Source organism: Streptomyces sp. NPDC032721 (assembly GCF_055579625.1).
The window spans coordinates 607,779-632,965 of record NZ_JBVIMX010000001.1; the positions used below are offsets into that span (position 1 = coordinate 607,779).

Annotated in this window: 20 protein-coding genes; 13 read left to right on the plus strand and 7 right to left on the minus strand. The window is 71.8% G+C overall.

Annotated features, from left to right (window positions below):
• Positions 1–317: 317 nt before the first annotated feature.
• On the minus strand, positions 318–1,682 hold the full coding sequence (locus tag ACZ5PB_RS02595; protein ID WP_468687081.1) for a PucR-like N-terminal domain-containing protein: 1,365 nt from the start codon (positions 1,680–1,682) through the stop codon (positions 318–320).
• The gene (locus ACZ5PB_RS02600; protein ID WP_468687082.1) at positions 1,679–1,831 is read right to left on the minus strand and encodes a hypothetical protein; all 153 of its coding nucleotides are present in this window, start codon (positions 1,829–1,831) and stop codon (positions 1,679–1,681) included. Before ACZ5PB_RS02600 ends, ACZ5PB_RS02595 begins: the two co-directional genes overlap by 4 nt.
• A 263-nt stretch (positions 1,832–2,094) precedes the next feature.
• On the opposite strand from ACZ5PB_RS02600, the gene pgfA reads away from it, so the two are divergent.
• The 9 genes from pgfA (at position 2,095) to ACZ5PB_RS02645 (ending at position 14,476) form a co-directional block, all read left to right on the plus strand.
• Positions 2,095–3,039, plus strand: coding sequence for a cell envelope lipid trafficking protein PgfA (gene pgfA, locus ACZ5PB_RS02605; RefSeq protein ID WP_468687083.1), 945 nt, complete (start codon positions 2,095–2,097; stop codon positions 3,037–3,039).
• Positions 3,040–3,289: 250 nt separating this feature from the next.
• On the plus strand, positions 3,290–4,504 hold the full coding sequence (locus ACZ5PB_RS02610; protein ID WP_468687085.1) for a glycosyltransferase family 4 protein: 1,215 nt from the start codon (positions 3,290–3,292) through the stop codon (positions 4,502–4,504).
• Complete coding sequence (locus tag ACZ5PB_RS02615; RefSeq protein ID WP_468687087.1) at positions 4,501–5,253, plus strand: class I SAM-dependent methyltransferase; 753 nt, start codon at positions 4,501–4,503, stop codon at positions 5,251–5,253. The genes ACZ5PB_RS02610 and ACZ5PB_RS02615 overlap by 4 nt, the downstream gene beginning before the upstream one ends.
• Positions 5,250–9,425 carry an alpha-(1->3)-arabinofuranosyltransferase domain-containing protein gene (locus ACZ5PB_RS02620; protein WP_468687088.1) on the plus strand — a complete coding sequence of 1,392 codons (4,176 nt, stop codon included), beginning with the start codon at positions 5,250–5,252 and terminating at the stop codon, positions 9,423–9,425. Before ACZ5PB_RS02615 ends, ACZ5PB_RS02620 begins: the two co-directional genes overlap by 4 nt.
• Before the next feature lie 481 nt (positions 9,426–9,906).
• Positions 9,907–11,199 carry a condensation protein gene (locus tag ACZ5PB_RS02625; RefSeq protein WP_468687089.1) on the plus strand — a complete coding sequence of 431 codons (1,293 nt, stop codon included), beginning with the start codon at positions 9,907–9,909 and terminating at the stop codon, positions 11,197–11,199.
• On the plus strand, positions 11,196–12,026 hold the full coding sequence (locus tag ACZ5PB_RS02630) for a class I SAM-dependent methyltransferase (protein ID WP_468687090.1): 831 nt from the start codon (positions 11,196–11,198) through the stop codon (positions 12,024–12,026). The genes ACZ5PB_RS02625 and ACZ5PB_RS02630 overlap by 4 nt, the downstream gene beginning before the upstream one ends.
• Entirely contained in the window at positions 12,026–13,027 is a 1,002-nt protein-coding gene (locus ACZ5PB_RS02635) for a DUF4149 domain-containing protein (RefSeq protein ID WP_468687091.1), read from the plus strand. Before ACZ5PB_RS02630 ends, ACZ5PB_RS02635 begins: the two co-directional genes overlap by 1 nt.
• Positions 13,014–13,217 (plus strand): Trm112 family protein, encoded by a 204-nt coding sequence (locus ACZ5PB_RS02640; protein WP_468687092.1) that lies wholly within the window; start codon positions 13,014–13,016, stop codon positions 13,215–13,217. The genes ACZ5PB_RS02635 and ACZ5PB_RS02640 overlap by 14 nt, the downstream gene beginning before the upstream one ends.
• A 71-nt stretch (positions 13,218–13,288) precedes the next feature.
• Positions 13,289–14,476: an FAD binding domain-containing protein gene (locus tag ACZ5PB_RS02645; RefSeq protein WP_468687094.1), complete on the plus strand. Its 1,188-nt coding sequence runs from the start codon at positions 13,289–13,291 to the stop codon at positions 14,474–14,476.
• 49 nt (positions 14,477–14,525) lie between these two features.
• Here ACZ5PB_RS02645 and ACZ5PB_RS02650 read toward each other — a convergent pair whose 3' ends face one another.
• Both ACZ5PB_RS02650 and ACZ5PB_RS02655 read right to left on the minus strand, forming a co-directional pair.
• Positions 14,526–14,921, minus strand: a complete 396-nt coding sequence (locus ACZ5PB_RS02650; RefSeq protein ID WP_468687095.1) for a hypothetical protein — start codon at positions 14,919–14,921, stop codon at positions 14,526–14,528.
• Between the two features lie 193 nt (positions 14,922–15,114).
• The gene (locus tag ACZ5PB_RS02655; protein ID WP_468687096.1) at positions 15,115–16,107 is read right to left on the minus strand and encodes a fibronectin type III domain-containing protein; all 993 of its coding nucleotides are present in this window, start codon (positions 16,105–16,107) and stop codon (positions 15,115–15,117) included.
• Positions 16,108–16,882: 775 nt separating this feature from the next.
• Between ACZ5PB_RS02655 and ACZ5PB_RS02660 the strand changes: the two genes are divergently transcribed.
• Positions 16,883–18,586, plus strand: coding sequence for a hypothetical protein (locus tag ACZ5PB_RS02660; protein WP_468687098.1), 1,704 nt, complete (start codon positions 16,883–16,885; stop codon positions 18,584–18,586).
• Between the two features lie 54 nt (positions 18,587–18,640).
• On the opposite strand, the gene ACZ5PB_RS02665 is transcribed toward ACZ5PB_RS02660, so the two are convergent.
• Positions 18,641–19,321, minus strand: coding sequence for an alpha/beta fold hydrolase (locus tag ACZ5PB_RS02665; protein ID WP_468687101.1), 681 nt, complete (start codon positions 19,319–19,321; stop codon positions 18,641–18,643).
• A 55-nt stretch (positions 19,322–19,376) separates the two neighbouring features.
• Between ACZ5PB_RS02665 and ACZ5PB_RS02670 the strand changes: the two genes are divergently transcribed.
• Positions 19,377–20,294: a chitosanase gene (locus ACZ5PB_RS02670; RefSeq protein ID WP_468687103.1), complete on the plus strand. Its 918-nt coding sequence runs from the start codon at positions 19,377–19,379 to the stop codon at positions 20,292–20,294.
• Between the two features lie 77 nt (positions 20,295–20,371).
• Complete coding sequence (locus ACZ5PB_RS02675) at positions 20,372–21,211, plus strand: chitosanase (protein ID WP_468687105.1); 840 nt, start codon at positions 20,372–20,374, stop codon at positions 21,209–21,211.
• Here ACZ5PB_RS02675 and ACZ5PB_RS02680 read toward each other — a convergent pair.
• Positions 21,196–22,482 carry an MFS transporter gene (locus ACZ5PB_RS02680; protein WP_468687107.1) on the minus strand — a complete coding sequence of 429 codons (1,287 nt, stop codon included), beginning with the start codon at positions 22,480–22,482 and terminating at the stop codon, positions 21,196–21,198. The genes ACZ5PB_RS02675 and ACZ5PB_RS02680 overlap by 16 nt on opposite strands.
• A 55-nt stretch (positions 22,483–22,537) precedes the next feature.
• On the opposite strand from ACZ5PB_RS02680, the gene ACZ5PB_RS02685 reads away from it, so the two are divergent.
• Positions 22,538–23,530 carry a DUF5937 family protein gene (locus ACZ5PB_RS02685; protein ID WP_468687109.1) on the plus strand — a complete coding sequence of 331 codons (993 nt, stop codon included), beginning with the start codon at positions 22,538–22,540 and terminating at the stop codon, positions 23,528–23,530.
• A 108-nt stretch (positions 23,531–23,638) separates the two neighbouring features.
• Here the strand turns inward: ACZ5PB_RS02685 and ACZ5PB_RS02690 are convergent, their stop codons facing one another.
• Positions 23,639–24,985 (minus strand): nucleobase:cation symporter-2 family protein, encoded by a 1,347-nt coding sequence (locus ACZ5PB_RS02690; protein ID WP_468688248.1) that lies wholly within the window; start codon positions 24,983–24,985, stop codon positions 23,639–23,641.
• Positions 24,986–25,187 lie beyond the last annotated feature (202 nt).

Consider the following 25,187-nt stretch of genomic DNA (forward strand, 5'->3'; position numbering starts at 1 on the left):
TGGCCGCGGGGCCGGGGGTGGGGATGTGCGGGCTGGTGGTGGGTTGCTCGCGCAGTTCCCCGCGCCCCTAGGTGCCTAGGGGCGCGGGGAACTGCGCGGCCAGCCACGAACAACCCGCACATGACCACCGGCGGTGGCCGGGCCCGCCACCTCTGCCCCACCCCGAGGGCCGACCGCCCACCCACCCCCGCCCACCCGCACGGGCCGGGGTCTGGGGCAGCGCCCCAGTTTCGGGAAGGGGCGGGGAGGGGAGAAGCCCGCGCAGCGGACCCCCACCCCACGTACCGCCCACGCCTGAGGCAGCGCCCCCCCGCCGTTCAGCGGACCGGCTCCGCAAGCTCTCCCCTCAGCCTCTGCGCCCGCAGCACCAACTCCAGCTCGAAGCGACGATCCGGATCGTCCACCTCGTCCCCCCACAACTCCCTGATCTGCCGCATCCGGTACCGCACCGTCTGCGGATGCACCCCCAGCCTCGCCGCCACCTCCGGCGCCCCGCCCCGCGTCTCCAGCCACGCCAGCAGCGTTTCCGCCAACCGGCGTCCCTGGGTGGGGCCGCAGCCCGCCAGAGGGGCCAGGCAGCGGGCCGTCAGGTCGCCGATCAGTTCCTCCGGGGGGAGCAGCACCAGCGCCTCCGTGTGCTCCGTGCAGTGCAGCAGGCCGCCCGCCGGCAGCAGGCCCCGTTCCATCAGGCCGACCGCCGCCGCCGCCCAGCGCAGCGACTTGGCCGCCTCCGCCAGCGGGACGGCGGGGCCGATCGCGCCCGTCCAGCCCTTTGTCGCGCGCCGCAGCTGCTCCGGGCGGCCCGGCATCGACGGGTCCGGCACCACCATCAGGGGCTGCTCGCTCTCCATGTCGAGCAGCACCTCCTCCCCCACCGCAGGTGCCACACTCTCCCGCGACGGGCGCAACAGCACGCCCACCGCGACGCGTTCGGGAAGGGTCCAGCCGATCCGGGCCGCGTGGGCGGCGAGTTCGGCGAGGGATTCGGCGGGGTCGCCGTCGCCCTTCAGCTTCCGCTCGCGGAGAATCGCCTGGGCCAACTTGCGTTGCAGGCGCAGGCGTTCGCCCGCCTGGCGGGCCGCCGCTTCCGCGAAGCCCCGCACCGATTCGTCGACCAGTCCGTCCAGGAAGGAGAAGCCCGCCTCTGCCAGTTCGTACATCGCGGGGGGCGGGATGCTCACCTGCTGCCCGATCTCGGCCAGCCGCCGCCAGGCGAGGCGTACTCCCAACCGGTAGACCGCTTGCAGGGAGTTGAGGGAGCGGCCGTGCAGACCCTCGCCCCGGCCGAACTCCTGGAAGACCTCCAGGTGCAGATGCGGGCGGCGGCCGTCCTGGCGTACCAGGTGCTGGACGAAGTCCTCCAGCGCGCGCCGGATCCCGACCAGGGCCATCAGGTCGCCGTGCTCGTCGACGAGCAGGGGCATCCGGGGGTGCTCGCGGCAGATCTCGTCGAGGATCTGCTGGGCGAGCGAGGGCACTTCGGCCAGTGCCCGGTCGGCGAACTGCCGTATCTGCAGGCGCGGTACGTCCGCCCAGGCGGACGGTTCCGCGGGCTGTTCCTTGCGCGGGACGCCGGGGACGCCGGGGACTCCCGGGACGCCGGTCGCTACGCCACCGCCTGCCACCACATCACCCACCACTCCGTAGCCCGCCACCGTGGGGGAAGTCTCACTTGAGGTCATTTCCGTGGTGTCGCCGTCTCATAGCTGATCAGGGGCACATTCGGTTGCTCCGGAGTGGCGTTCAGCAGCGCCACTATGCCGAACGCCGCGCCCACCGCGAGTGCGGCGGCGGCGAGGGATACAAGGAGCGCGGAGAAAAGTCTGGGCATGGCGGGAGGCCTCTCTGACGCTGGTCCCCACCGGCAGCCTGACAGCAAGTCCACAGTGTCATCAGGAGATTGACAGCTCGTCAAGACCACGCCTACGGTTCCCGGCCCATACGCACCGTGCACATGGTCCACCTCCGCGTCACCTCGCGCGGTGCCTTTCAGAGCCGCCCCGAGTCACTTCGCATTACCCCGCGTCACCCCGCGTGACAGATTCCGCGTCACCCTCCGAGTCATCCCCGCCACGGTCCCCCTGGAGCGCCCGTATGCGTCGCACTGCCTCACCGCTCTCGCTGGTCCTGCTCGGCACCGGCGTGTTCCTGCTGGTGCTCGCACCCCTGCTGGCCTGGTACGTCAGCCCACGCGCCAAGAGCACCCCGATCGACATCGACACCACGACGGTGTTCACCGGCACGGGCAGCTACTTCGACACCAAGCAGATCAAGACCGTCGAGAACGAGCCGCTCACCATCACCCGGCAGGTCCGCGGTGACGTCGCCGACAGCGAGCGCAGCGGCCGGGCCGTCTGGGACGTGTCGACCTCGATCGACACCAAGGACTCGCTGCCCGCCGCCGACACCACCGACTCCCTCCAGTGGACGCTGGAGCGCTGGGTCACCGACCGCCGCACCAATGAGCCGGTGCACTGCTGCAAGGAGCAGCCGACCTTCGACGGCGAGGCCTACCTGAAGTTCCCCTTCGACGTCGAGAAGCGCTCTTACCGCTGGTGGGACGGCACTTTGGGCTCCACCGTCACCCTCCGCTTCGACGGTCCGAAGAAGATCCAGGGGTACGAGGGCTACCGGTTCACCGGCTCCGTACCTGCGGCCAAGACCGGTACCCGGATGGTGCCGGGACGCCTGGTCGGACTGCCGGACCGGGGGCAGGTGCTCGCCGAGGAGTGGTACGCCAACCACAACATCGAGCTGGTCGTCGACCAGCGCACCGGGCGCATCATGTACGCGATGATCGGCCCCCGGAAGACCGTGCGGGCACCGGGTTCGAAGAAGGATTCCATGGTGCTGCTGGACAGCCGCCGCTTGGAGTTCACCGAGGACACGCAGCGGGCGCAGGTCGAGCTGGCCAAGGCCGACAGCAGCAAGCTGAAGCTGGTCGGGCAGACGTTGCCGGTGGGTGGCGGGGCGGCCGGTGCGGCACTGGCGGCGGCCGGGGTGGTCTTCGTCGTACGGGGCCGGCGGACAGCACCGTAATTTCCGGACTCGCTTACCGACTTCACATTGTGATGAGGCATCAGCCGAATTCGGTGCCGAAATTGTCACCCAGGTGAGTAGCCGCCCCGAACTGTGTGGCGAAAACTACCTACCCACCCCACCGCACGCATCATCCCGCACTCAGACGTTCCTACAGACGTTCCTCCCGATGTTGCCCCAGTGCCGCTCCAGATGTTCCTCCAGACGTTCCTTCGGACGTTCCACACCCTCGACACGAGTTGGAGCTCGGATGCCCCAGCACGTACCCCCCACCCTGCAAGCCGCGAAACCGCTGCGGGCACTCCGGTCACCGGAGCCCCCAGAGACCCACGAACCCCCTTCACATCCGCGCAGAATCGTCTTCCTGTCCCGCCGTGACCTGGGCAACCCGGCCGCCGGCGGTTCGGAGCTGCTGGTCGACCGGCTGGCCGACGGGCTCACCACGCTGGGCCACCAGGTGACGCTGCTGTGCGGCGGCCCGGCCGCGTACCGCAACTACCGGGTCGTGTCGGCGGGCGGTGACCTGGGGCACTTCCTCAGGGCCCCGAGCGCCTTCACCCGGCAGGTCGGCGGCTGTGACCTGATGGTCGAGGTCTGCAACGGACTGCCCTATCTGACTCCCCTCTGGCACCGAGGCCCCACCCTCTGCCTGGTCAACCATGTCCACACCGAGCTGTGGGGCATGCGTTTCCCCGGCCCCGCCGCCGGGATCGGACGCCGCCTCGAACACTGGGCGCTCTCCGCGGCCCAGCGCGACAACCTGCTGGTGGCCGTGTCGGCGTCCACCGCGAACGCGCTCGGCGCGCTCGGCGTCGACCGCGAGCGCATCCGCGTCGTGCACAACGGGGTCGAGGACCCCGGCGTACCTTCCCCGCGTTCGGCCGAGCCGGTGTTCCTCGCGATGGGCAGGCTCGTCGAGTACAAGCGCATCGATCTGCTGCTGCGGCTGTGGGAGCGGGTGCGCCCGGTGACCGGCGGCAAGCTGGTCATCGTCGGCGACGGCCCCGAGCGGCAGCGGCTGGAGGCGATGGCCGGCCCCGACGTGATCTTCAAGGGGTACGTGTCCGAGGCCGAGAAGCACCAACTGCTGTGCGCCTCCTGGCTGTTGCTGCATCCGTCGGCCGTCGAGGGGTGGGGGCTGGTGGTCACCGAGGCGGCGACCCGGGCCACTCCGTCGATCGGCTTCGACGTCCCCGGGCTGCGGGACTCGATCGAGGACGGCGTGACCGGTGTGCTGGCCCGCGGCGAGAGTTCGTTCGCCGCCGCCTGGTGCGCGCTCACGCTCAGCAGGGAGCGCCGCGAGGCGATGGGCCGGGCCGCCGCCGCCCGCGCGGAAACCTACCGCTGGTCCAGTACGGTCAGCCAGTTCCGCGCGGTGGCCGCGGAGGCCGCGGCGATGCACCCCGCGTCGGCGAGATCCGCCGCGGCGCGTGCCGTGACCACAGAGGCGGCCGCACTGCGATGAGGAGCGTTCGTCCCACCACTCTCAAGGACCCCTCGTTCCGCCGCTCCGCCGCACTGTTCAAGGCGTTCATGCGCGAGCAGCACGACCCGGACCACTGCTACTCGCTGCTCGCCAGGGACGCGGTCAACCAGGTCCAGCGGTACGTTCCGCTCGAAGGCCGGGTCGTGGTCGACATCGGCGGTGGCAGCGGCCACTTCGCCGAGGAGTTCCGGCGGCGCGGTGCGGAGTGCTTCCTCTTCGAGCCGGACTCCAAGGAGCTGGCCCCCGACGGGGGCAAGCCGCCGGAGGGCGCGGTCGTCGCGGACGGCTATCTGCTGCCGCTCGCCGACGGCGCCGCCGACGTCTGCTTCTCCTCCAACGTCCTTGAGCACGTGGACGATCCGCAGACCTTCCTCAGCGAGATGGTGCGGGTGACCCGTCCCGGCGGGCTGATCTACGTCTCGTTCACCAACTGGTACTCGCCGTGGGGCGGCCACGAATGGGCGCCCTGGCACTACCTGGGTGCCGAGCGGGGCCGCCGCCGCTACGAGCGGCGCACCGGCCGGCCCGCCAAGCACACGGTGGGCGAGAACCTCTTCCGGGTCCATATCGGTACGACGCTGCGCCAGGTCAGGGCGCGCGGCGATGTCTCCGTGGTTTCGGCGCGGGCCCGTTACTGGCCGCTGCTGCCGTCCCTTGCCCCCAAGATTCCGGTGCTGCGCGAATTCACCACCTGGAATCTCCTCCTCATCCTCCGGCGGTGCCCATGACCAGTACGCTCCCGGCTCCGCCCCGCCCGCCGTCGCACGCCGCGCCGCCTCCCGGCGGCTCCCGGCCCGGGGGCGACGAACCCAGATCGCGCCGTTGGCTGTTCGGGTTCTGGGCCGCCGTGCTGGTTGCCTTCCTGGCGGTGGCTCCGGGGCGGATGACCTTCGAGACGAAGCTCGGGGTGGCGGCCGACCCGTTCAAGTTCCTCGCCGACCTGGGCGAGCTGTGGCACTCGCGGGCCGGCTTCGGCGGGATCTTCGACCAGTACGTCGGCTACGCCTTCCCGATGCTGCCGTACTACGCCCTGTCCGACCTGGTGCAGCTGCCGGTCTGGCTGGCGGAGCGGCTGTGGCTGTCGCTCGTGGTGACCGTGGCGTTCTGGGGTGCGCTGCGACTCGCCGAGCGGCTGGGCATCGGCACGTCGCCGACCCGGCTGCTCGGCGCTGCCGCGTACGCGCTCTGGCCGACGTACACCATCGTCATCGGTTCGACCTCGGCGGCGGCCCTGCCCGGCGCCCTGCTGCCGTGGGTGCTCCTGCCCCTCACCAACTCCCGCCTGAGCGCGCGCAGTTCCGCGCTGCGCTCGGCGCTGCTGATCCCCTTCATGGGCGGAGTGAACGCGGCGTCCACGCTCGCCGCCCTCCTTCCGGTGGGCCTGTACCTGCTGAGCCGCCCCGCCGGTCCACGGCGCCGCACCCAGATCATCTGGTGGGTGCCCGGGGTGCTGCTCGCCACCCTGTGGTGGGTGGTGCCGCTGCTGATGCTGGGCATCCACGGCGAGAACTTCATGCCGTACGTGGAACAGGCGCAGACCACCACCGGCACCATGTCCGCCACCGAGATGCTGCGCGGCGCAGGCAACTGGACGGCCTACCTCCACTTCGGTGATCCCTGGCTGCCCGCCGGCTGGACCGTCGCCGCCTCCGTACTCACCATCCTCGGCTCGGCGCTCGCCGCGGCCATCGGACTCGCCGGGCTGGCCCGCCGGGACGCGCCGGAGCGCCGCTGGCTGCTGCTGGTGGTCGTCTCGGTCGCCCTCGTCACCCTTGCCGGGTACGGCGGTTCGCTCGGCGCGCTGTTCCCGGGCACGGTGCAGGACTGGCTGAACGGCTGGCTGGTCCCGTTCCGCAACATCTACAAGTTCCAGTCGGGGCTGGCACTCGTGCTGGTGCTCGGCCTGATGCACGCGGTGTCCGTGGCCGCCGAGCGGCGCGGCGCCAGGCCGGTGCCCGGCCGCCGGTACGCGCCCGCGCTCGCGGCCCTCCTCGTCCTGCCGGGTCTGCTCCTGCCGTACGTCAACGGCAGCATCCTCCAGCCGGGCGCCTTCAAGGCGCTGCCCGGCCACTGGGAGGAGACGGCCGGCTGGCTGAAGAAGAACTCCGCGGACAGCCGCGCCCTGGTCGTCCCCGCGACCGCGCACGGCATCCAGACCTGGGGCTCGACCATCGACCAGCCGCTGGACGTGCTCGCCGAATCCCCCTGGGCGCAAAGGGACTTCGTGCCCTTCGGCACCCCGGGCAACCGGCGCGCCCTGGACGCGGTCGAACAGGCCCTGATGTCCGGCGGCGAGGTCCCCGGCCTCGCCGACTACCTGGGACGGGCCGGGCTGCACTACGTCGTCGTCCGCAATGACCTCGACCCCGACCAGATCGGCTACGTACCCCCGCAGACGGTCAAGCGGACGCTGGAGTTCTCCGGCTACCAGCGGGTCACCGGGTTCGGCCCGGTGCTGACCGGCGGCCGGATCCCGGACGACACCCCGGTCCAGGTCGAGGGCCTCTACCCGAGGCAGCAGGCGGTCGAGGTGTACGCGCCTCCGTCACGCGCACAGGAGCCGGGGCGCGCCGGGCTCAAGCCCGTCGCGGACACGGCCGTGGTGAGCGGCGGCCCCGAGTCGCTGCTCCAGCTGTCGGCCGACCCGACCATGCGCAACCGTCCCAGCGTCCTCGCCGGGGACAACACCCCCGGCCTGGGCTCCCCTTCGCTGCGCGCGGCGGGCGACGGACTGCGGCGTGCCGACACCCGGTTCGGTCTGGTCAACACCAACACCTCGTACACCTACACCGCCACGGAGCGCAATCACCCGGGCAGCCTCCAGGACCCCGGCCGCGAGCCGCGCCAGATCCTGCCGACGCAGGGCCGGCAGCACCAGACGACGGCGGTGCTGCGCGGCGCCAAGTCGGTGACGGCGTCCAGCAGCGGCAACTGGCTCTTCCACCTGCCGCAGTACGACCCGGTGAACGCCTTCGACGGCAACCCGGACACCGCGTGGACCGAGGGCAGCCCGGCGAAACCGGCCGGACAGTGGCTGCGCGTCGACTTCACCGGACGGACGAACGTCCCCTCCTCCCTCAGGGTGACTCCTCTCCCCTCGGACGGGATGCGGGCCGCTCCGACCGTCGTACGGGTGGACACCGACCGGGGCAGCGAGACCAGCCCCCTCCAGCCGAACGGCCAGCCGCAGAGCATCAAGGCACCTGCGGGCGAGGCGAGTTGGCTGCGCATCACGATCGAGGAGGCCCAGCAGGGCCGCCCCGGCCTGATGGGCGCCGGCTTCACGGCCGTCGACATCCCCGGTGTCCAGGTGACGAAGCTGCTGGCGCTGCCCGACGACACGGACACCCGGGGCCCCGGAGGACCGGACGCCGACGTGCTCTCGATGCACCGGGGCAGCGACCCGGGCGGTCTCTCCCCGGTCTCGGCCGAGGTGGGCCTGCACCGCCAGTTCACCACGCACGAGGACGGCGCGTACTCGCTGAAGGCGACGGCGCTCCCGGTCCCGGGCGAGGCCCTGGACCAGCTCCTCTACCGTCAGGCCCCGGACCAGCGACGCCAGTTGACGGCGACGGCCGACTCGACGGCCAAGCTGGGCGCCTCCCTCACCCCGCGCAACCTGGTGGACGGAGACCTCACCACCTCCTGGATCTCCGGCAACAAGTCGGTGCTGCACCTGCGTTGGCCGGTGAAGCGGCCGGTCGGCGAGATCGTCTTCGCGGCGGCGGGCGGCCTGTCCACCCGTCCCGAGCAGGTGGAGATCAGCTCCCCGGACGGCGCGGCGACGGCGTCCGTGGACCAGAACGGACTCGCCCGCTTCGAGCCGATCAACACCGACCGGCTGGACATCACCATCACCAAGGTGGCGCCGCTGACCATCCACAACCCGGTGGCGGAAGGGGAGTTGCAGCTCCCGGTCGGCCTGAGCGAGGTGTACGTCCCCGCGCTGGAGGAGTTCCGCGTCCCGCAGCCGAGCCCGGACCGCACCTTCACGCTGCCGTGCGGCCAGGGTCCGATCCTGTCCATCGACGGCACTCTGCACGCGACGAGCGCGAGCGGCAGCCTCCGCGATCTGACGGAGCGACGCCCGATCGACGTGTCCCTGTGCGCGGGCGAACAGCGGGACGGCACGGCCCAGCTGGCACCGGGCACGCACCGGGTGGAGGCGGGTGACGTGGGCCCGCTGGCCATCACGGACATCACCCTGCGCCGCAACAACACCGGCGCATCCTCCCCCGAATCCAACTCTCCCTCACGGGAGTTGGACCTCACCGACTGGTCGGGCGACGACCGTACGGCGACGGTGGGCGCGGGCCAGGCCTCGTACCTCCAGATGTACGAGAACGAGAACTCCGGCTGGCGCGCCACCCTGAACGGCAAGGACCTCGCCCCGGTCCGGCTGGACGGCTGGCAGCAGGGCTGGCTGATCCCGGAGGGCGAGGGCGGAAAGATCACCCTGGAGTTCGAGCCCGCCAAGTGGTACGTGGGCGGGCTGATCGGGGGCGGGGTGGCTCTGCTGGCCCTGATCGGGCTGGTGGTGTGGTTCCGCCGCGACCCCGAACCGGAGCCCGCGACCGTACGGGTTGAGGCCCCCTCACCCGGCCCGGTCCTGGGCCTGGCGGCCCTGACCGTGGTCATGGTGCTGGTGGCCGGCCCCCTGGCCCTGCTGGTCCCGGCACTGGCAGCGGTCGCCCACTTCCGCCACACCCTGCTGCCGCCGATCGCCCTGGCCGCGATGGCCGGCGCGGGCATCACGGCAGCCTGGAGCGCAGGAATGCCGGCCTCCGCCGAAACCGGCGCCTTCGGCCCCCTGGCCCAGGCACTGGCACTCACCGCACTGGTGGCGGCGGTGGTAACCCTCGGCGACGGCTGGCGGAGGCGCGGAACGGGTGGGGAGTGAGGGTGCGTGGGACGGGTGGTCGCAGGCGGGGGTGTGCCGTGAGCGCACGGGCAACGCGCCGGCCCCGCCCGGCCCCCGGCCGTTCCGCACCGGGCGGCCCCCACCCGGGCCCCCACCCGGGCGCGGGCCCGGGTGGGGGCCCTCGCCCGCCCCGCGGCACCTCGGGCGCGCTTCCGGCCGCGGTTTCAACCGCTGTTCCGGGCACGGTTGCAGACACTGTTCCGGGCACGGTTGCAGACACTGTTCCGACCACGACTCCGGCTGCCGCTCCGAGCGGGGTTCCGGGCTCAGCTCCGGGCACGGGTCCGGGCACTGTTCCAGGCACGAGTCCGGCCGCTGTTCCCACCGCCGTGCCAGGCACAGCTCCTGCCGCCGTTCCAGGCACAGCTCCTGCTGCCGTTCCAGGCACAGCTCCGGCCGCTCTTCCCACCATTCTTCCGTCCGCCGCCACGATCCATCCGCCCGAGGGAGATCGGACGCCATGACCACGATGCACACCTCCCGCCCCATTCCCGGCTCGCCCGGTACCGCCCCCTTTTCCGTCGTGGACGAGATCACCCGGCACTGCCTCGACCCGCACGAGCCCGAGACCGTGCACATCGAGGTGCACCTCCCGGCCGCGCCTGACCCTGCCCGGCTCCGTGCCGCCTTCCTGGAGGCCCTGCGGCGGCATCCGCGCATTCTGATGCGCGAGGCGCCGGGGCCCTGGTACCGGCGGCGGTACGAGTGGCAGTTGACGCACGGGCCCGACACCGACGCCGTCGTCACCTTTCCCGACCCCACCCCCGACGCCCTGCCGCTGGCCCGCGCCCGTGCCCTGGCCCAGGCGCCGCCCCTGTCGCTCTCGCCGCCCATCCGGCTCGAAGCCATCGGCAACGTCCTCGTCCTGGTGATCAACCACACCGCCCTCGACGGCCCGGCCTGTCTGCGCATCCTGGCGACGGCCGCCGAGATCTACGGGGGCCGCGACAACTCGCCCCCGACCGCCGAGGCCCCGCCCCGCCCCGAAGCGCACCCCCAACAGCCCGCCCCCTCCCCCGGGTTCGCCCCGGTCGCGCGCGTCGCCCCGGGGACCCCGCTCGCCGACGGCGACGGCAACGGCATCCTCGTCGCCGACCTCCCGGTCCCCCGGCGGCCCAAGGGCGCCCCGTACACGGTCAACGACCAGCTGATGGTCGCCACCGCCCGGATGATCGCCGACTGGAACCAGGAGCGCGGCGGTCCGCCCCGCCCCCTGCGGATCACCATGCCGGTGGACGACCGCCCGCGCGGAATGGACATGCCCATCGGCAACGGCACCCGGTTGGTCGAAGTCCCCTTCACTCCGGATGAGTTGAGAGAGCCGACCGATACTCTGCTGCGTCGCACCGCCGACCGCACCCGTGCGCTCAAGGCCCTCTCCCGGCCCCAGCTCGGGCACGGCGCCGCGCTGCTGACCGCGCCCGTCCTCCCCGTCGCCGTACGCGCCGCCCTCACCCGGCAGATCCGCCGCACCCTCGCGCCGTGGACGTCGACCACCTTGCTGAGCAACATCGGCCGCGTCCCGTACCCGCTGGACTTCGGCGAGGACGTCGGACGGGCCTCGGCCGTGTGGTTCTCCGCGCCCGCCCGGATGCCGCGCGGCCTGACCGTGACCACCGCCAGCACCAACGGCCGGCTCCACCTCGCCCTGCGCTGGTCGGGCGCACTGCTCGGCCCGCAGGACGGCACGCACCTGCGTGAGATCTTCGAGCAGCACCTCAACTCCACTGCCGAGAAAGGTCGTTCCTCATGACGGCCGCGACTGACAAAGCCGCCACCACCGACGTCACCACGACGACGGAGGCCACCCGTCCCGCCCATCTCCGCGACTTCTACGAGAACCCCGCAGTCCCGGTGTCCTCCGGCGACGCCCGCAGCCTCCGGCAGGCCCGGATGCTGGCCGGGGCGCTGGCCCGTACCCCCGGCGCCACCGTCCTCGACATCGGCTGCGGCGACGGCCGCGCTGCGGTCACCGCCGCTCCCCTGCTCACCGGCCACCGCATCGTCGGCGTCGACTGGTCGCAGGACGCGCTGCGCCGGGCGAGCACCGCCTTCGCCGCAGCGCCCGGCGAGCTGCACGCCGTACGCGGTGAACTCACCGACGGCGGGCTGCCGTTCGCGGACGGCGCCGCCGACGCCGTCCTCTTCAGCGAGGTCATCGAGCACCTCGTCGACCCGGACAGCGCCCTCGACGAGATCCGCCGCGTACTCGCCCCGCACGGCCACCTCATGCTCTCCACCCCGAACCTGGCCGCCTGGTACAACCGCGCCCTGCTCCTCGCCGGTGTCCAGCCCGTCTTCTCCGAGGTGAGCCTGCGCGGCATCCACGGCCGCCCCGGCCGCGAGGTCGTCGGCCACCTGCGGCTCTACACGGCGCGCGCCCTGCGGGAGTTCCTGACGGCGTCCGGTTTCGACGTCGTACGCATCGCGGGCGCGCCCTTCCACGGCGTACCGCGCCCGCTGCGCCGGCTCGACCGGCTGGCCTGCGCCACGCCGTCCGCCGCGTCGATCCTCCTGGTGCACGCCCGGCGCCGCCGCGACCCCGACGCACCCTCCCCCGACGGCGATCGGAGCAAGTGATGTGGTGGGGCGTGGCGGCGGCGCTGTTCGCGAACGTCCTCTACAGCGGCGGCTTCGTACTGGAGAAGCGGGCCCTGACGAGCCTGCCGGGACTCGACATCCGGCGCCCGGCCCGCGCCGTACGGCTGCTGATCGGCAGCCCGCTGTGGATCGGCGGTTCACTCGCCCTCGCGGGCGGCTTCGTGGCGCAGCTGGTGGTCTACCGGACCCTGCCGATGACCGTCGCCCAGGCCCTGTTCATCTCCGGTCTGGTCCTGCTGCTCCTCTTCTCGTCCCGCGCCCTCGGCGAACGCACCTCGGGCCGCGAGCGCTGGGCCATGGCGGCGATCGTGGCGGCCCTGCTGATGGTCGTCCTCTCCCTGAACGACGGCTCGGAACCGATCGGCACCTACTCGCCGCCCGCCCTGATCCTGCTGCTCAGCGGGCTGTCGCTGGGCGCGGGCTTCTGGGTGTACGTGTCCGCCGACCGCAGGGACGCCCGCCGGAACGGCACGACCACCGCCCGGGACGGGGCGACCACCGACCGGGACGGCGCGACCACCGACCGGCAAGGTGCGACCGCCGGAGGCCCCGCCCCCCGCCCCACCAGCGGTGTCCCCTACGGAGTCGCCGTCGGTCTGGTCTACGGCGTCAGCTCCCTCGCCATCAAGGGCGTCTCCGCCCACCTCGACCCCGGCGACCTCCTCGGCACCCTCACCGCCGTGCTCTCCTCCCCGTACCCCTACCTCCTCCTCGTCACCGGCGCGAGCGGCCTGATCCTCTCGCAGACGGCGCTGCAACGCTGCCGCGCCTCGCTCGTCGTCCCGGTCTGCACCACCACGTCCTGCCTGTACACGGCCACCCTCGGCAGCGTCGCGTTCGGCGAGTCGCTGCCCGGCGACCCGCTGCACCTGACCCTCCGGGTGGCGGGCGCGGCACTCGCGATCGCCGTCCTGCTCGCCCTCCCCTCGACCACCCGAGAGCCCACCCCCGAAAAGGAACTGAGCCATGAACCCCACTGACCCGCTGCTCCGCATCCTCGCCTGCCCGCTGGACAAGGGGCCGCTCACCCTCCTCCCCGCGGAGGACATCCTCTACAACCCCCGGCTGCACCGCCGCTACCCGATCGTCGACGGCATCCCCCAGCTCCTCCCGTCCTCCGGCGAACAGGTCGACGAGACCGAACACCACCGCCTGACCACGGCCTCGTAACCCCTCCCGGCGGCACACGCCCGTCGTTACTCTGGGCGACCGAGCCCCAACTCCCCTGTCACAATGAGCACATGATCAGTGGCAGCAGGGTCGCAGTCGTGGGCGGATCGATCGCGGGCTGCGCGGCGGCGCTCGCCGCGCACCGGGGAGGTGCCGCCGGGATCACCGTGTACGAACGCACCGGCGGCCGGCTCGCGGACCGGGGCGTCGGAGTGGCGATGCACGACGCCAGGTACGCGGAGCTGGAGGCGGCCGGGTTTATGGACACGGGCATGCCGTGGGTACAGCTCACCCACCGCCATTGGTACGTACGGGACGACTCGGCCACCTCCCCGCTCGGCCGCCACCTGGCCCGCATGCCCTTCACGTTCCGCACGTACAACTGGGGCCCGCTCTGGCGCGAACTGCGCGCCAGGGTCCCCGACTCGGTGGACTTCCGCACCGGTGCCGCGGCGAAGCAGCTCAGGCTCACCACGCGCGGCGTCGACCTGGACGGCGAGGAGTACGACCTCGCCATCGGCGCGGACGGCTACCGCTCCCTCGTCCGTACGGCGGCCTGCCCGTCGGTCGTCCCCGACTACGCGGGCTACCTGGCCTGGCGGGGCGCCTACCCCGAGTCAAAGCTGCCCGACGCGCACCTGTGGCCGGTCGACCAGTGCGCGTACGTGGTCTTCGACGGCGGGCACATCGTCATCTACCGCATCCCCGACGACAAGGGCGGCCACCGGGTCAACTGGGTCTTCTACACGGCCCCGCCCGCCGGTTACACGCTCCCGGCGGAGGGCCTGCGCGCCCTCACCCCGCTCCTCGCGGAGCACCTGGCCCACCTCACCACGCACCACCTCCCGCCGTTCTTCACCGCCCTGATCGAGGCCACCGGGCCCGCCGACCGCTTCGTACAGCCGCTGTACGACTTCACCGCACCGCACTACGCCACCGACCGGCTGGCCCTGGTCGGTGACGCGGCGACGGTGGCCCGCCCGCACACGGGCGCGGGTGCGGTGAAGGCCCTCCAGGACGCCGCCGCGCTCCAGCAGGCCATGACCTCGGCCGGCACCCCCGCCGAAGCCCTGGCCGCGTACGACACCGCCCGGGCCCCGGCGGGCCGCGCCATGGTGGATCTGGGCAGGGCGCTGGGCCGGGCGATGGTGCGGGAGACCCCAAACTGGCGCAGCATGACCGAGCCCGACCTGACCGCCTGGTGGGAGACGGCGGACGGGTCGGGCGCGTTCGGCGGGAGCCGGCTGGAACGGAGCTGAGCTTCGGCGGGGACCGTCTGAGGCAGGACCGGGCCGAGGGGCCCGCCGCTCAGCAGGTTTCGACGGTGTTCGTCTCGCTGTAGATGTCGCTGTCCTTCATCCAGCCCCGCTTGCCGTTGTCGGCGGTGGTCAGTAGCCACCGGTTGGGGTGCGGGCCACCGCCGCCGGTGGGGTCGGCCTCCAGGCGGCAGTCGAACCAGGACGGGTTGCTGTGCATGTAGCCCACGATGGTGACGCTGTCGGCCGCCCAGACCGCCGCGCCCCTCTTGTTGTTGCACCACCACTTGCCGCCGCTGGCCCAACAGGGCGCCGCGGCGGGCCCGTTGACGGTCGTGGCGGTGGGGGTCGTGGGTGCGGATGCCTGGGCGGCCGTACCGAGGCCGGTGGCCGCGAGGACCAGTCCGGCGCTGAGGGTCGCGGCGGCGATGCGCATGCGGTGACTCATCACGCTTCTCCTTCTGAGGCTGAGGATGCCCAAGGACCTGGTGAGGACCCGGACCCGGCGGCCCTGGACGGGCGTTGCCGGTACCGAAGACCTTGCCCCCGCTCGCGGGCCGCGCGCCCCGTTTCCCGGTTGCCCATGACCAGGGGCAACACCGCGCCTGCCAGGGAAACGGCCGCCGTCCCCGCCCGCTGCCTCAACCCCCCGAGGTCACCGTCCGCGCCGCCGAGAAGTCCCCCCACTTCCCGTCCGGCAGCTTCGCGCGCAGCTTGACGCTGTAGCGGGTGCCGGGCGGGTCGCTGACCGTGAAGGTGTACGTGGCCGGGCCGTCCGGCGGGGCCGCACCCCAGGCGATGGTGGTGGCGAACTTCCCGTTCAAGTACAGCTGGTACTCCCGTACTTCGCCGCCGGTACGCGGCTGTGTCCAGCTCAGTACGACGGTCCGCTCGCCCGAACCGGCGGCGGTACGGGCGGTGGCCGTCAGCCCGGTCGGAGCGGTGGAGGGCCCCTGCCCCGGCCCGGCGGCGGTGGTCAGGTCGACGGAGCGGCTGTCGGGGGACGAGTTCTCGGCGGCGTCCCGGGCGCGGACGGTGAAGGTGTAGACGGTGCCGGGGCGCAGTCCGCCGACCCGGGTGCTGGTCTCGGTGCCGCGCACGCTGTGGATGCGGGAGTTCTCCTGGTAGATGTCGTACGCGGTGACGCCGCCGCCGGGGTCCTTCGCCCGCCCCCAGCTCAGGGTCACCGCGTCGGCGCCCGCCACCTCCCCCTTGAGCCCGGTGGGCGTGGTGGGCGGCTTGCGGTCGTCCGGGGTGGGGGCCGGGGTGCGGGCCGCGACGACGGTGCTCGGCGCGGAGAGGTTCCCGGCGAGGTCACGGGCGCGCACGGTGAAGGCGTACGCCGTGGCGGGCGCGAGCCGGTCCACGTCGACCATGGTGCCCGGGGCGGCGACGGACTTGACCTTCGCGCCCTTCTCGTACACCTCGTAGGCCACCACTCCGATGTCGTCGGAGGCCGGACTCCACATGACGTGCACGGAAGTGGCGCTGCCCGCCTGGGCGGTGACCCCGCCGGGGGTGGAGGGCCTGGTCCGATCGAGCGGAGCCTGGGCTTTGGCACCGGTGCAGGCGGTGGTGGTGGCGAGCAGGAGGGCGGTGCAGGTCAACGCGGCGTACACGGCGGGGCGTTGCACGACTGGACCTCTCATCCGTGGGGGCAATGGTCCAGACCTGTATGCCACGGTCGTCGGCCCGCCACAACCCCCAGAACCACCAATCCCCACACCGGACGGTGTCGCGCCTGCGGCGGGCAGGTGCCCCTCCCCGCCCCTTCCCTAAACCGCTCCGCGGGGCCAGGGGTTGTGAGCAGCGGGTCGAGTGTGGTTGCTCGCGCAGTTCCCCGCGCCCCCAGCCATCCAGGGGCGCGGGGAACTGCGCGGCCAGCCACGCACACACCCGCACATGGCCGGCGGCCGTGGCCGGGCCCGCCACCTCCCCTCCCCCACCCCCTCCTCATGGCTCAATCTCGAACATCACTCGAACATGATCATCGGAAAAAGATTCCGCCGCGCAGACACCCCTCCCGTCGGGACACTCGCTCCACCTCCGGCGAACTTCCCGCAGGGGACGTCGAGTTGCGTACCGTAAGCACACCCCTGAACAGCAGAAATGCCCGCATCGGCCTGGCGCCCGCCACCGCCGTCGCCGGGTCGGTCCGCGCGGCCCCAGCAGCCGTCCCGCCGCGGCCGTTTCACCGCTCAGTGACTCATGAAACTTGGAACGTTTGTTCTGCTCTGATTACGGAAATCCTTGTGAGCGGGTGTCGACAGCGGCGCGATTCCCCACCCCGAACCGCCTGTAACTGGCCAGCGGGAAGGCCCAGTTACTTCCCCTCCGCGGTTCCCGGAGCCCACCGCGTACGCAGGTCCCGGCGAATTGCACGACCGGTGACACAGGGAGTCCTGAACTATGGAACGAGACGGGATCAGTCAGGCCGGGATCAGCGAGCACCTCGCGCACACGATCAAGGCGAACGTCCGGCCGCGCGCCGACGCCTACGAACAGCGCGAGGCGCAGGGGGCCGCCCGGTTGAAGCGGCTCGTCGGCGACGCCGCGCCCCGGCCTCGCGGCGACACCACGCTCCGGCTGGACGGAGCCCTCGCCACCGGCCGCCCCCGTGAGTTTCCCGCGCCGGATCAACACGGCGCCGCCCGCCTCCGCGCGCTCGACGAGGAACTCGCCGTCGTCCGGGCGGCGTTCCCCGCCCTGGAGACCGACGCCGCGTTATGCAGGCTGGTCGCCGAGATGCTGGAGGGTGCCTGGCGCGAGCGCGCGGAGGGCTCTCCGGCACACCGCGCCGCCACGCCCGACGAGCAGCACGCCCCCTGCTCGTGCCTGTTCTGCTCCACGCTTCCCAAGCCGCCCCCGCGCCGCATCGGCGACTACGCCTTCCGCCGCAGCGACGGCATGCCCCTCGCCGTGAAGATCTGGCCCTACCGCCAGGAGCTCGACTCCGTCCTGACCGGCGGCTGGGTGTGGAACAGGGCGCTCCAGGACGCCGACACCGGCCGTGCCCTCAGGTACCGCTACGAGGACGACATCCTCACCTTCCCCGAGTACAAACGCACCGGCATGGCCCTCGACATCCCCGCCACCACCCGCACCGTCCACGAACGCCTCACCGAAGACTTCGACATCAACGGGGCCCGTGCCCTGATCAGCGGGATCTTCATCAACTACAAGCGGTCGGTGGACGAGTACTGGATCGACCTGCACCGGCAGGGCAAGGTCGCGCTCCCGCAGTCCACCCCGCTGGACCGGGCCACGTACACCATGCTCCAGACGATGGACTGCCTGTGGTGGCACGTCTCCCCCGACGACCAGCTCTGGCGCGAGGAGAACCTCGCCATCCTGGTGATGTCCCGGCTGGTGGACGACATGGTGGACGTACGCGCCGACGCCGCCTCCGGCGAGATCAACAACTTCTGGCTGGCGGAGATACCCGCGCACGACAAGACCATGCTGGCCGCGAGCGTCATCGCGCTGATCAAGTACGCGTGCATGCCGGAGTCGCGCGGTGTCCTGTGGAACGAGGGGCTGGTCGGGGCCACCGCCGTGTGGATGGGGCTGAACGGCCGGCACGCCCTCTGGTACGACGGCATCACCGCCGGCCTGTCCCCGGTCGAGGACTGCGTACTGTGCCGGCTCCAGCCCAACCCCTGTACCGGACTGCTGACTTCGGGCATCACCCTGCGCACCGGAGAACGGCCCGCCGTGGAGAAGTTGGGCCCGCGCGCCACGGAGCTCTCCGACCGGTGCCGGAGCGAGTTCCCCACCGCCTGGGAACTGTTCCACTCCGAACTCGCCGGATTCGAGGCGCTGCACGGCGAATGGCGCGGCGACACCGCGACCACCTGGGACATCCTGCGCCAGACCTACGTCGCGGCGCTCGCGGCCGCGGCGTCGGGCGGCGAGGGCGTCGACGAGATACAGAACGGCTCGGGCCAGGTCGGCGCGGACTACTGGCACACCCTGAACATGGGCGGTGCTCCCGGCTGGCGGGAGAACACCGTGCTGCTCATCTATCTGTTCGGCGCCGCGCACCCGCACTTCCTGTGGAACAGCCTGGGTCACGAGCCCACCGCACTGGACGGCGACTGGCTCGACGGCTGAGCGGGGGATGCGGGGGTGCGGGGACACCAGGGTGCGGGCGCGCGGGCGGCCCCGTCAGCTGCTGAAGAAGTCGCTCACCTTGTCCGCGAACTGCTGCGCACTGCGCTCGTGGATCCGGTGCCCGCCCGGCAGCGTGATCTGCGCGCAGTCCGGGATGCGGTCGGCCATGTCCGGCAGCCAGGACTGGTCCATCTCGCTGTCCGGGCCGCCCGTGACCATCAGCGTCGGGGCGACGATCTCGCCCAGCCGGTCGAGCCACTCGGACGGCGGGTCCGCCAGCTGTGCCTGGATCTCCGGGACGGCGTTCTCGTCGTAGTCGACGGGCCCGTCCGACGGAACCACGTCCTCCGCGCCCGCGAAGGGTGCCGGAGTCTCCTCCAGTACTAGACGCTCCACCCGGTCCGGGTGGTCCTGTGCCAAGAGGTAGGCGACGACGCCGCCCATGCCGTGGCCGACCACGCCCGCGCGGTCGATCTTCGACTCCTCGATGAAGCCCAGGACGTCGTCCCGCATCAGCTCCAGGTCGTATTCGTCGGGCCAGTCGCTCTCGCCGTGGCCGCGCAGATCGAGCGCGTACACCCGCCATTCCTCACCGAGCGCCTGGCCGGTCTTCTCCCAGCTCAGGGCGGAACTGCCGATTCCGTGGAGCAGGATGACGGGGGCGCCGTGCTGGTCGCCCCAGGAGCGGTACGCCATGCGTACGTCGCCCACGTCGACGACGGAGTGATCTTCCATGACTCCGACGGTACAGGGGGTGCCCGCGTGCCAAGGTCAGCGGGTGAATTCCGTGATGCGTGTACTGGGACCGGTTGCCGCCGTCTCGGTACTGGTGGGGTGCGTAAGCGTGGATACGGGTGGGAACGGCGGGGGCACGGATGCGGCTACGGCAGTGACGCCTGCCGCACCGGCACCACCCGCACCGACACCTCCCGCGACGACGCCCGCCCCCGCGCGGCCGGCCGCGCGGAAGCCCGCCGCTCCAGCCCGGCCGGCGGACCTCGACGCGCCCGCGAAGAAGGAGCTCGCCATGCGGCTGATCTCCAGCGCGGAGAACTCCTCGCTGGAGTGGAAGAAGCAGTACCGCTACATCGAGGACATCGGCGACGGGCGCGGCTACACCGCCGGGATCGTCGGCTTCTGCTCCGGCACCGGCGACATGCTGAAGTTGGTCGAGCGCTACACCGCCGCGCGCCCCGGCAACGTACTGGCGGAGTATCTGCCCGCCCTGCGCGCGGTGAAGGGGAGCGAGTCGCACGCAGGGCTCGGCGAACCCTTCACCGGGGCGTGGCAGGAGGCCGCCGACACCGATCCGCTGTTCCGCGCCGCGCAGGACGTCCAGCGGGACCGGGAGTACTTCGATCCGGCGGTACGGCAGGGGAAGGCGGACGGGCTCGGGGCGCTGGGCCAGTTCGTGTACTTCGACGCGTTGGTGATGCACGGGCTCGGCGACAGCCCGAACTCGACCGGCTTCCGCACCCTGCGCGAGCGCGCCCGTAAGCGGGCCGCGCCGCCCGCCGAGGGGGGCGACGAGCGGGCGTACCTGGAGGCGTTCCTCGATGTACGGGTCACCTCGATGAAGCGGGAGCCCTCGCACGGGGACCTCAGCCGGGTAGAGACCGCGCAGCGGGTGTTCCTGCGCGCGGGGAACCTCTCGCTGAGCACCCCGCTGCGCTGGAAGGTCTACGGGGACACCTACCGGGCGGGGTGAGGGAGCCGTTCCGGGGGCCCGCCCGTCTCAGGGTGGCCGGTATCCGTAACCTTGTCCCCTCTGACCCCGGAGGTCCCATGCGTCTCACCCTCACCCGTCGCGCCCAGAACGCCGCCCGCGCCCTGCTCGGTCTGACCCTGGCCGCCGTACCGGCCACGGCGGGCACCGCGGAGGCGGCGGAGAGGCGGGAGGATTCCCGTACCAGCGCCTCGTCCGGTCTGCGGGATCCGGAGAAGAAGGACATCGCGATGCGGCTGGTGTCCAGCGCGGAGAACTCCTCGCTGGAGTGGAAGAAGCAGTACCGCTACATCGAGGACATCGGCGACGGGCGCGGCTACACCGCCGGGATCATCGGGTTCTGCTCCGGCACCGGCGACATGCTGGAGCTGGTCGAGCGCTACACCGCCACCGACCCGGACAACGTACTGGCCAAGTACCTCCCCGCCCTGCGCCGGGTGAACGGCTCCGACTCGCACCGCGGGCTCGGCGCCCGCTTCGTGCGCGACTGGGAGGAAGCCGCACGCGACCCGGGCTTCCGGCAGGCGCAGAACCACGAGCGGGACCGGGTGTACTTCGACCCCGCGGTGCGGCAGGCCGAACGGGACGGGCTCGGCACGCTCGGGCAGTTCGTCTACTACGACGCGATGGTGATGCACGGGGCGGGCGGCCCCGACGGCTTCGACGCGATCCGCGCACACGCGCTGCGCAAGGCGGACTCCCCCGCCGACGGCGGCAGCCAGGGCGCGTACCTGCACGCGTTCCTCGACGTACGGAAGCGGACGATGAAGCGCGAGGAGGCACACGAGGACACCAGCCGCATCGACACGGCCCAGCGGGTCTTCGTGAACGAGGAGAACTTCGAGCTGCGGCCCCCGCTGGAGTGGAAGGTGTACGGGGACGACTACCGGATCGGCTGACGTCGCGGCGACGCCAACTCTTCCTGTGGTTGCGGAAGTTGATACCGCTTGCGCACCGGTGAGAGGAATACGGGAAGGAAGGCGAGTGCCAGACAGCCCGCCCCCACCCACAGCGTGGTGCGGATGCCGATGAACTCTCCCAGCAGGCCCGCGAGAGCGGAGCCGATGGCGAGGGAGCCGCTGAGCATGAAGCGGAAGGTGGCGTTCATGCGGCCGAGGAGCGGGGCGGGGGTGAGGCTCTGGCGGAGGCTGACACCCAGCACGTTGTTGACGCCGAAGTCGAAGCTGGTCAGCAGCCAGGCTGCCGCGGCGATCACCAGCCAGAACCCCTTGTCGACGAGCGGAACGAGCAGCGCGGAGGGGGCCAGGACCAGCCCTGCCAGACCGATCCCCCGCCCGTAGCCGAACCGGGCCGCGAGCGGCCGGGCGCACCGGGAGCCGAGCAGGATTCCGAGGCCGCCCATGGCCCAGTAGAGGCCCAGCCAGCCCGCGGAGAGCCCGAGTTCGCGGATGAAGAGCAGCGGGAGGAGCGTGTTGATGAGCTGTGCGCCGAGATTGGAGAGGGATGCGGTGAAGGCCAGGGCGCGCAGTTCCCGGCGCCCGAGGACATGCCGCAGCCCTTCCGCTATCTGCACCCGCAGGGGTACGGGATGCGGGGGCCGGCCGGGGACGGGGGTGACCGGCAGGGAACGCAGCCGCAGCGCCGAGGCCAGATAGATGAGGCCCATGCCGACCACGGCGAAGGGCGCGGTCAGCAGTACCACCAGTCCGCCACCCGCGCCCCGGCCCGCCACGGTCCCGGCGGCCTGCACGCCCACCACGGCGGCATTGGCCCCCAACAAGCCTTCTCTGCCTACTAGTTGTGGAAGGACGCTCTGCGATCCCACATCGAAGAAGACGGTCGCACAGCCGTTGAACAGCACCACGGCGTACAGCTGCTCCAGGGTGAGCACGCCCGCCGCCCAGGCCACCGGCACCGAGGCGAACAGCGCGGCGCGTGTCAGGTCCGCCATGATCAGCACCCGGCGGTGCCGCATCCGGTCCACCCAGGCTCCGGCGGGCAGCCCGATGAGCAGGAAGGCGAGGGTGCTCAGGGTGGCGAGCAGTCCGACCTCCCCGGGTGTCGCTTCGAGCGCGGACACGGCGATCAGGGGCACGGCCACATAACCGATGTGGGTGCTCAGATGACTGAGTGCGGTGGCGGTGAAGAGGGCACGGAACCCTGCGTGCCGCCACGGGCTCGCGGCTCGGACAGATCTCTTTGACTGCATGGGCGTTACGGTGCAGGGGCCGCACCACGCGTTCCAATGATTTAGCCTCGGCTAAATGACCACACGGCACCCGGCGGGCGGCACCCTGGAGATCGAGTTCACGCTCGAAGACGTGGCGCGGACCAGGTTCGCGGTGTCGCCACTGTGGGAGGTGGTGGCCAGCGTCCGGGTGCTGAAGGGCGCCGACCCCCAGGGTCTGCACCGGCATTGGGCCGCTCAGGTGCGGCCGATGCTGGCGGCGGCCAAGCTCGATCTCGCGCCGCTCTTCGACCTGGTGATCGTGCCGACGCTCGCCATTCCCGGCGTACTGGTGCCCCCGCCGACCACCCCGCAGCCCTCGCTTGACGTGGAACTGGCAGCCCTGCGCGCAACACCGCCCCACCGGCTCCGTACGACATCGGCGGAACTGACGGAGGCGATGGCGGCCGTCCGGGCCGACCCGGACCGGGAGCTGGCCCGCCTCGCGGACACCGTCGCCGCCTACTGGGAGGTGGCCATCGCCCCGTACTGGCCGCGTCTGAGCGGGCTTCTGGAGAGCGACATCGCGCACCGCGCGAAACGGTTCGCCGAGGGCGGCACCCAGGCGCTTCTCGATGACCTCGATCCCCAACTCACCTGGGACACCGGCACGTTGCAGGTCCCCAACCGTTGCTACAGCGGGCCGCGCCGCTTGCAAGGACGCGGTCTCCTCCTGGTGCCTTCGGCCTTCACCTGGCCGCGGATCTTCTCCGCCTTCGCCGACGACGAGCCCATCCCCACCCTGCACTACCCGGCCCGCGGTATCGGCACCCTCTGGGAGCCACCCCGGACCGCCTGCTCGGACACCCTGGCCGGCGTCCTGGGCCGCACCCGGGCCCGCCTCCTCGCCGAACTCACCACCCCCGCCTCCACCACCGACCTGGCCCTCCGCCTGGGCATCACCCCGGGCGGCGCCTCCCAGCACCTGACGGCAATGCGCGCGGCGGGCCTGGTGGACGCGCATCGCACGGGGCGGGTGGTGCTGTACGCGCGGACGGGCGTGGGAGAGGCGCTGGTCGACGCCAACTGACGTACGGGCGAAGGGATTTGAGGTATGACGCAGGGGCGGGCCCCGGGGTTGCGCTGTGGCAACTTTCCGGGGCCCGCCCCTGCTGTGAACCGTTCGGCCGAAGTGGCCTCAGTGGGCGGCCGCTGTCGGCTTCGCGCTCTGGTGGGGGATTTCCGCGCCCGGCTCCATGGGGGCCGTCACCTCGTCGTCGTCGCGGCGCTTGCCGATGTGGTTGAAGACGAGGTTGAGGAGGACGGCCGCCACGCAGCCCGTGGAGATGCCGGAGTCCAGGATGATCTTCGCGGTCTCCGGGAAGTGGTGGTAGAAGCTCGGCGAGGTGATCGGGATGATGCCGACCGCGAGCGAGACGGCGACGATCAGGACGTTGTTGTCCTTCTCCAGGCCCGCCTTGACGAGGGTCTGGATGCCGCTGGCCGCGACCGAGCCGAAGAGGACGATGCCGGCGCCGCCGAGGACCGGGCGGGGAACGACCGCGATCAGGGAGGCGGCGATCGGGCACAGGCCCATCAGGATCAGGAAGCCGCCGCCCGCCGCGACCACGAACCGGCTGCGGATCTTGGTCATGGCGACCAGGCCGATGTTCTGCGCGAAGGCGCTGCACATGAAGCCGTTGAAGAAGGGGCTGACGGCGGAGCCCAGGGCGTCGGCGCGCAGACCGGCGGCAATGGTCTTCTCGTCGGCGGGGCGCTCGACGATCTCGCCCAGGGCGAGCATGTCGGCGGTGGACTCGGTCATCGAGACGAGCATGACCACACACATGGAGATGATCGCCGCGGCGACGAACTGCGGGGCGCCGAAGTGGAAGGGGGTCGGGAAGCCGACCACGGACGCCTCGGTGACCGCGCTGAAGTCGGTGGCGCCGAAGGGGATCGCGATGAGGGTGCCGATGACCAGGCCCAGGAGTACGGCGATCTGCTTGACGAAGCCCCGGGTGAAGCGGCGCAGCAGCAGGACGATGACCAGGGTGATGCCGGCCAGGCCCAGGAAGGTCGTCGAACCGTAGTCCGCGGCCTTGGGGTTGGGGCCCTGTGCCCAGCCGAAGGCGACCGGGAGGAGGGAGACGCCGATCAGGGTGATGACCGAGCCGGTGACGACCGGCGGGAAGAAGCGGACCAGCTTCGAGAAGAAGGGGGCGCCGATGAAGCCGATGGCTCCCGCGACGATGATCGCGCCGAAGATGACGGGGAGTGCGTCCTCCTTGGACTGTCCGTCGGCGATGGCGAGCATCGGGGCGACGCCGGCGAAGGTCACGCCGTTGACGAAGGGGAGGCGGGCGCCGATCTTCCAGACGCCGAGCGTCTGGAGGAGGGTGGCGATGCCGGCCATGAAGAGGCTGGCGCCGGTGAGGAAGGTGAGTTCCTTCGGGGAGAGGCCGATGGCGGCGCCGACGATGAGCGGGGGCGCGACGACGCCCGCGTACATGGCGGCGACGTGCTGGAGGCCCGTGGTGGCCATCTTCAGGGGTGGGAGTTTCTCGTCCACCGGGTGAACAGCCGCGGGGGGCTCGGTAGTTGAAGGGGTGTTGCCTTGCTTGGTGAACCTGGGCTTGGTGGCCACTGCGGCTCCTCCGGTTGTTTTCCAGTACCGACTTGGGCGGCACGCGCTTCTGGGAGGTGGTGCATGGTGCAAGGGCTTGCTATGGAGTTGTGGAGGCACG

Bases quoted from the DNA above. Each gene is read 5' to 3' on its own strand.
- ACZ5PB_RS02595 (WP_468687081.1), bottom strand. From the start codon at position 1,682: ATGACCTCAAGTGAGACTTCCCCCACGGTGGCGGGCTACGGAGTGGTG.
- ACZ5PB_RS02600 (WP_468687082.1), bottom strand. From the start codon at position 1,831: ATGCCCAGACTTTTCTCCGCGCTCCTTGTATCCCTCGCCGCCGCCGCA.
- pgfA (WP_468687083.1), top strand. From the start codon at position 2,095: ATGCGTCGCACTGCCTCACCGCTCTCGCTGGTCCTGCTCGGCACCGGC.
- ACZ5PB_RS02610 (WP_468687085.1), top strand. From the start codon at position 3,290: ATGCCCCAGCACGTACCCCCCACCCTGCAAGCCGCGAAACCGCTGCGG.
- ACZ5PB_RS02615 (WP_468687087.1), top strand. From the start codon at position 4,501: ATGAGGAGCGTTCGTCCCACCACTCTCAAGGACCCCTCGTTCCGCCGC.
- ACZ5PB_RS02620 (WP_468687088.1), top strand. From the start codon at position 5,250: ATGACCAGTACGCTCCCGGCTCCGCCCCGCCCGCCGTCGCACGCCGCG.
- ACZ5PB_RS02625 (WP_468687089.1), top strand. From the start codon at position 9,907: ATGACCACGATGCACACCTCCCGCCCCATTCCCGGCTCGCCCGGTACC.
- ACZ5PB_RS02630 (WP_468687090.1), top strand. From the start codon at position 11,196: ATGACGGCCGCGACTGACAAAGCCGCCACCACCGACGTCACCACGACG.
- ACZ5PB_RS02635 (WP_468687091.1), top strand. From the start codon at position 12,026: ATGTGGTGGGGCGTGGCGGCGGCGCTGTTCGCGAACGTCCTCTACAGC.
- ACZ5PB_RS02640 (WP_468687092.1), top strand. From the start codon at position 13,014: ATGAACCCCACTGACCCGCTGCTCCGCATCCTCGCCTGCCCGCTGGAC.
- ACZ5PB_RS02645 (WP_468687094.1), top strand. From the start codon at position 13,289: ATGATCAGTGGCAGCAGGGTCGCAGTCGTGGGCGGATCGATCGCGGGC.
- ACZ5PB_RS02650 (WP_468687095.1), bottom strand. From the start codon at position 14,921: ATGAGTCACCGCATGCGCATCGCCGCCGCGACCCTCAGCGCCGGACTG.
- ACZ5PB_RS02660 (WP_468687098.1), top strand. From the start codon at position 16,883: ATGGAACGAGACGGGATCAGTCAGGCCGGGATCAGCGAGCACCTCGCG.
- ACZ5PB_RS02665 (WP_468687101.1), bottom strand. From the start codon at position 19,321: ATGGAAGATCACTCCGTCGTCGACGTGGGCGACGTACGCATGGCGTAC.
- ACZ5PB_RS02670 (WP_468687103.1), top strand. From the start codon at position 19,377: ATGCGTGTACTGGGACCGGTTGCCGCCGTCTCGGTACTGGTGGGGTGC.
- ACZ5PB_RS02675 (WP_468687105.1), top strand. From the start codon at position 20,372: ATGCGTCTCACCCTCACCCGTCGCGCCCAGAACGCCGCCCGCGCCCTG.
- ACZ5PB_RS02680 (WP_468687107.1), bottom strand. From the start codon at position 22,482: ATGCAGTCAAAGAGATCTGTCCGAGCCGCGAGCCCGTGGCGGCACGCA.
- ACZ5PB_RS02685 (WP_468687109.1), top strand. From the start codon at position 22,538: ATGACCACACGGCACCCGGCGGGCGGCACCCTGGAGATCGAGTTCACG.
- ACZ5PB_RS02690 (WP_468688248.1), bottom strand. From the start codon at position 24,985: ATGGCCACCACGGGCCTCCAGCACGTCGCCGCCATGTACGCGGGCGTC.